6 protein-coding genes and 1 pseudogene are annotated in these 5,837 nt (G+C 69.3%); 3 read left to right on the forward strand and 4 right to left on the reverse strand.

The features are described 5' to 3' along the window. The 3 genes and pseudogenes from AC1DY2_RS14100 to AC1DY2_RS14110 all read right to left on the reverse strand — a co-directional run. Nucleotides 1-222: pseudogene (locus AC1DY2_RS14100) on the reverse strand (hypothetical protein); the annotation flags it as partial. A gap of 70 nt (nucleotides 223-292) precedes the next feature. Then, nucleotides 293-586, reverse strand: a complete 294-nt coding sequence (locus AC1DY2_RS14105) for a DUF2277 domain-containing protein (RefSeq protein ID WP_476763004.1) — start codon at nucleotides 584-586, stop codon at nucleotides 293-295. A 50-nt stretch (nucleotides 587-636) separates the two neighbouring features. Beyond that, nucleotides 637-1,245, reverse strand: a complete 609-nt coding sequence (locus AC1DY2_RS14110) for a GNAT family N-acetyltransferase (RefSeq protein WP_476763005.1) — start codon at nucleotides 1,243-1,245, stop codon at nucleotides 637-639. A gap of 162 nt (nucleotides 1,246-1,407) precedes the next feature. Here AC1DY2_RS14110 and AC1DY2_RS14115 point away from each other — a divergent pair, with 162 nt between their 5' ends. From AC1DY2_RS14115 to dinB, 3 genes are all read left to right on the forward strand, one after another. Beyond that, nucleotides 1,408-2,004, forward strand: a complete 597-nt coding sequence (locus AC1DY2_RS14115; RefSeq protein ID WP_476763006.1) for a DnaJ family domain-containing protein — start codon at nucleotides 1,408-1,410, stop codon at nucleotides 2,002-2,004. Nucleotides 2,005-2,106: 102 nt separating this feature from the next. Further along, nucleotides 2,107-4,086, forward strand: coding sequence for an APC family permease (locus AC1DY2_RS14120; protein ID WP_476763007.1), 1,980 nt, complete (start codon nucleotides 2,107-2,109; stop codon nucleotides 4,084-4,086). Between the two features lie 121 nt (nucleotides 4,087-4,207). Further along, nucleotides 4,208-5,404, forward strand: a complete 1,197-nt coding sequence (dinB, locus tag AC1DY2_RS14125; RefSeq protein ID WP_476763008.1) for a DNA polymerase IV — start codon at nucleotides 4,208-4,210, stop codon at nucleotides 5,402-5,404. A gap of 71 nt (nucleotides 5,405-5,475) precedes the next feature. On the opposite strand, the gene AC1DY2_RS14130 is transcribed toward dinB, so the two are convergent. After that, a partial coding sequence (locus AC1DY2_RS14130) for an anti-sigma factor domain-containing protein (RefSeq protein ID WP_476763009.1) occupies nucleotides 5,476-5,837 on the reverse strand: 362 nt, incomplete at its 5' end.

Genomic DNA, 5,837 nt, shown 5'->3' on the forward strand with positions numbered 1-5,837 from the left:
GATGAGCGGCGTGAGCCGGGCACGGCCGGCGTCGCTCACGGAGTCGTTCACCAATCGCGCGAGATGCGCCAGGGTGCCGTTCGTGCACGCGGGATGGTCGCTCCAACGCTCCCCCGCGAGGTACGACGCGAATTCCATGAAGCAGGCGCCGCGCCGTGGCGAGCGGTGCCGACCCGGGGAGAGCATCGGCAGGACATCGGGTTGGGCGATCGCGTCGCGCATGGAACCTCCCTCGACCCCTCCACTCTGCGCCTGTCAGTGCCGTGATTCAAGTGCCTCGATCGGATGCCGCTCAGGCTGAGGTTCGGATGCGGACCTCGCGTTCCATCCGCTTCTCGTGGCGCTCCCGTCCCTTGACCGCCTCGACGTCGCGGTTCTTCGGTGGCGCGTTCGTCACGAGACCGTCGAGCAGCTGTCGGGTGGCCTGCGCGATCTCGTCGATCGCCCGGTCGAACGCTTCGGTGTTCGCCCGCGAGGGATGCGTCGATCCGCTGACCTTCCGCACGAATTGCAGCGCGGCCTCACGCACCTCGTCATCGGTCGTCGGCGGCTCGAAGTTGTGGAGCACTCGGATGTTTCGGCACATGCGAGCGACGATACCCGGAGGGCGGTCCGCCTTGAAGCCCCGGGCCGGCGTCAGCCGATGGCCGGTGGGATCGTCTTGCGCATCACCGTCTTGCTCTTGCCGATGTGGCGCTCGAACGTGAATCCGGCCTTCTCGAACATGGCCCTCGTGCCGTTGTGGAGGAATGAGGACGACGTCTTCTTGCCGGGGGCCAGCTCGTTGGGGAACGAGACCACCTCGCCTCCACCGGCCTGCGCGATCAGGTCGAGCGCGCCGTCCAGCGCCTCCCGGGCCACCCCCGACCGTCGGTGGTCGCGGTCGACGAAGAAGCAGGTGATGCGCCAGGGTGCCGGTGCGGTCTCGCCCGCGTCGTACTGCTTGCGGTGGTAGATGTTCGGCAGTTCGACCGGACTGCCGTACTCGCACCACGCGATCGCATCGTCGCCGTCGAAGACGAGCGCGGCATGCGCGACGCCCTCCGCCACGAGTCGCTGCTTGAACGTCGGCCGATCGACCTCGTCCTTGGCGGTGTGCTCGGTGTCGTCGTGGAAGTACGAGCAGTAGCAGCCTCYCCAGACCCCGTTGTGCTTCTGCGCGAGCGCCAGCCACGCCGGGAAGGTCTCGGGGGTGAGCGGCTTGATCACGTGGGCCGTCGCCGGCACCTCGTCGTCGTCGGCCATGGCAGACTCCTCGCCTCTGTGCTGCCAGTCTGCCGATCGGCACCGACGTTCGACAAGGCCGGCACGGTCACCTGCCGCCCGCTGCCGTGCATTCGGGGTGAGGCGGTCGCCGGCGTCGTACCGTGGAAGACGGGAGTTCCGACGCCGCGAGGGAGGTCGAGGATGAGCGACGATCCCCAGCGCGCCGCGTGGCAGTATCGGCTCGATCGCACCGCCCGTGACGAGGCGATCGCCCGTGGCGAAGCACCCGATGTCGCCGATGCGGCGGCGGAACAGGCTCGATCGTTCACGCAGGCGGAGCGGTCGGCGTACGTGGAGAACGCGATCCAGCAGGCGATCCGTCGAGGCGAGTTCGACGACCTTCCCGGCGCCGGAAAGCCCCTCGAAGGACTGAACGGGCAGCACGATCCCGACTGGTGGATTCGCCGCAAGATCGAGCGCGAGCAACTGACTGGATTGGGACCACCGGCGCTCACCCTGCGGGTCGAGAACGGCCAGATCGAGGCCCGCCTGGATGCGATGCACCGTGAATCCGAGGTCCGCGAGGCCGTCGAGGACTTCAACCGGCGCGTGATCGAGGCGCGACGCCAGCTGCTCGGCGGCCCACCAGTGGTGACSCCGACGCGGGATGCCGATGCGGAGGTCCGTGCGTGGCGCGAGCGGCGCGAAGTCCGACAGCGCCAGGCGATCGAGGAACGCGCACGCCTCGAGCGTGAGCAGACGACGCCACGCACTCCGTGGTGGCGCCGTCGCGGCTGACGATCCGGTCGCCCTCGCTCGGGAGTCGGCCGGCCTATTGGATCGGCCGAAGGGGTGGGATGATCGATCGTCCGTCGCCGAACGGCGACTCGGAGGAGTGTCATGCGCGACTGGTCCCAGTTCGAATTCCCGGCGCGGGTGCCGGGACCGGATGCCCACCGCCCCGAGAACCGGTTCACTCGGTGGTTCCTCGAGCACACCGTGCAGCCGGCGGGGCCGGAGGTCCAGGAGTCGAGCGTCGAGCAGCATTCCTGGTGGAAGGTGATGTGCCTGACCGGTGTCGACTACTTCTCCACGCTGTCCTACCTTCCCGCCATCGCGATCGTGGCAGCCGGCGCCGTGTCGCCGATCGCCACGCTCCTGATCGTGGCCCTCACGCTGCTCGGGATGCTCCCGATGTACCGCCAGGTGGCGAAGGAGAGCCCGCACGGCCAGGGTTCGGTGGCCATGCTCGAACGGCTGCTTCCGTTCTGGCGAGGCAAGATCGTCGTGCTCGTGCTCCTCGGCTTCGTCGCGACCTCGTGGATCATCACCATCACCCTCTCCTCGGCGGATGCGACGGTGCACCTCATCGAGAATCCACTCGTGCCCGAAGCACTCAGCGGTCAGGCCGTCGCCATCACGATCGTCTTCCTGCTCGTGCTCGGCGGTGTCTTCCTCCTCGGGTTCACGGAAGCCGTCAACGTCGCGATCCCGCTCGTCGCCGTGTTCCTCGGCCTCAATGCCGTCGTGATCGCGACCGGCCTGGTCGAGATCATCGACCACCCGGCCACCATCACCGACTGGTGGGCCGCCCTCACCAGAGGCGGCGGGGGCTTCACCGACGTCATCGTCCCGGCCATCCTGGCCTTCCCGCTGCTCGTGCTCGGCCTCTCCGGCTTCGAGACCGGCGTGAGCATGATGCCGCTCGTCGCCTCCCGGGGAACGACCCCCGAAGAGCGGCTCGCCTCGAGGATCCGGAACACGAAGAAGCTGCTCACGGCGGCGGCCGTGATCATGAGCGTGTTCCTGATCACCAGCAGCCTCGTCACCACCCTGCTGATCCCGGCGGACCAGTTCGAACCGGGCGGTCAGGCGAACGGCCGTGCACTCGCCTACCTCGCCCACGAGTTCTTCGGCGATGCCTTCGGCACCGCGTACGACATCAGCAGCATCCTCATCCTGTGGTTCGCCGGCGCGTCCGCGATGGCCGGCCTGATCAACATCGTGCCCCGGTACCTCCCCACGTACGGCATGGCTCCCGACTGGAGTCGCGCGGTCCGCCCTGTCGTGCTCGTGTACACCGGAATCAGCATCGCGATCACGGTGGCCTTCCAGGCAGACGTCGACGCCCAGGCCGGCGCCTACGCCACGGGCATCCTGGCCATGATGGTCTCGGCGTCCGTGGCGGTGCTCATCTCCGCCCTCCGTCGCCGACGGGGCCCGGCGATCCTCGGATTCGCGGTGCTGACCGTGGTGCTGGGATACGCGCTCGTCGACAACATCATCGAGAAGCCCGACGGACTCGCGATCTCAGCCATGTTCATCCTCGGCATCGTCGTGGTGTCCATCGTGTCGCGGGTCTCTCGCACCACCGAGATCAGGGCCGACCGGATCGAGTTCGACGAGACGGCCCGGCGCTTCATCCGGGATTCCCTGATCCATGACGGGCGGCTCAGTCTCATCGCGAACCGTCCCGGCGTCGGAGACGCCGCCGAGTACGAGCAGAAGGAACGCGCACAGCGCCGGCTCAACCCGGTGCCGGGTCGGGCGGACGTCATGTTCCTCGAGATCCACGTCGTGGACCCGTCCGAGTTCCGCGAGGTGCTCCACGTCCGGGGCGTCGACGTCGACGGCCATCGCGTGCTCCGCGCCGACAGCCCCGCCGCTCCCAACGCGATCGCCGCGATCCTCGTCGCGATGCGGGATGCCTCGGGCGTCCTCCCCCACGCGTATTTCGAGTGGTCCGAGGGGAACCCGCTCGTGCACATGGTGCGCTACATCCTGCTCGGGCGAGGCGACACGGCCCCTGTGGTCCGCGAGATCCTGCGAGAGGTCGAGAAGGATCCGGCTGAGCGGCCGACCATCCACGTCGGCGGTTGAACGCGGGTCGCTGACGTGCACTCGAGCTGCCTGAGCAGATTCGGCCTCGCATGCACGGAGCGTCCCCGTGTCGCCGGTGCGTGCGACCATCGGCAGGACGGACGATCGGTGGGAGGGCAGGATGCGCGGCGCAGCGACCGTGTTGCACGCGGATCTCGACGCGTTCTTCGCCTCGGTCGAGCAGCGTGACGCGCCCGAGCTGTGCGGCCGGCCGGTCATCGTCGGCGGCGGTGTCGTGCTGGCGGCGAGTTACGAGGCGAAGGCCCGTGGAGTGCGCACCGCGATGGGCGGTCGGCAGGCGCGCGACCTGTGCCCCGATGCGGTGGTCGTTCCGCCACGGATGGACGCGTATTCCGCCGCCAGTCGAGCCGTGTTCGCGATCTTCCGGGACACGACGCCGCTCGTCGAGGGTCTTTCCATCGACGAGGCGTTCCTGGAAGTCGGGGGGCTCCGACGCATCTCGGGCACGCCCGAGCAGATCGCGGTGCGATTGCGCGAGCGGGTCCGCGCGGAGGCCGGGTTGGCCATCTCGGTGGGGATCGCACGGACGAAGTTCCTCGCGAAGGTGGCGAGCGCGGTCAGCAAGCCCGATGGGCTCCTGGTCGTCGAGCCTGAGCGGGAGCAGGAGTTCCTGCTCCCGCTGCCGGTGGAACGCTTGTGGGGGGTCGGTGCAGTCACCGCGGAGAAGCTGCATYGGCTCGGCATCCGCACCGTCGGGGAACTGGCAGAACTCGAAGCGGCGACCGCTGAGAAGCTGCTCGGCAAGGCGACGGGAGCGCATCTGCACGCGCTGGCCCGGCTGCGGGACCCGCGCCCGGTCGACACCACGCGGCGCCGGGGCTCCATCGGTTCTCAGCGCGCGCTCGGCAGCCGCCCGCGCTCGCCCGACGAACTGGACGTCATCCTCACCCAGATCGTCGATCGGCTCGCCCGTCGCCTCCGCGATGGGGACCGGGTGTGTCGCACGGTCGTGCTGCGCCTTCGCTACGGGGACTTCGCGAAGGCCACGCGGTCGCGCACCCTCGGCTCCGCGTCCGACCGCACCGCCGTGCTGCTCCCCATCGCGCGAGGGCTGCTCGCCGGGGCGCAGCCCGAGATCGTTGAGCGCGGCGTCACACTGATCGGGGTCTCACTGTCGCAGCTGGCGCGCGCCGACAGCCTCCAGCCGGAGCTGCCCATCGACTGGGACGACGGGGTCCGCCTCGACACGGTGCTGGACGCCGTACGCGATCGATTCGGCACGGCGTCGGTCGCGCGAGCTGCGCAACTCGGTCTCGACCCGGGCTGGTCATCGCCGCGGTTGCCCGAACACGAGTGACAACGTTCGACGACGCGGCGTCGCCCCACGGCCGGATCCACCGCACCACTCGGGTCATCCGCCGGATGGGCTCAGATTCGCCGCAGCTCACCGCGCACGATGGAATCGCCCGAGTGCGCCGGGTCGCCGTCGACGGGTTCGGCCGAGACGTCGACCAGGGTGAACTCGTCGAGGTCGATGCCGTCGGGCACCACGAAGCGGCCCGTCGCCCCTTCGAGCAATCCGAGGCTCACGAGCCCCGAGGCGTCGGACCGGATCAGCCAGACCTCGCGCACGTCGGTCGATGGAACCTCGGCGTCGAGGTCGACGACGATCGACCTGACGCCGTCATCGTCCTCCTCCAACTTCGCCGAGCCGGTGGCCGACCAGCCGGGAAAGGCGTCGAGCGCGGCGGTGGCGACGACCGTCTGGGGCGCTGGCCGGGTTCCGAACC

The organism is Agromyces sp. P1_H4 (assembly GCF_056405255.1).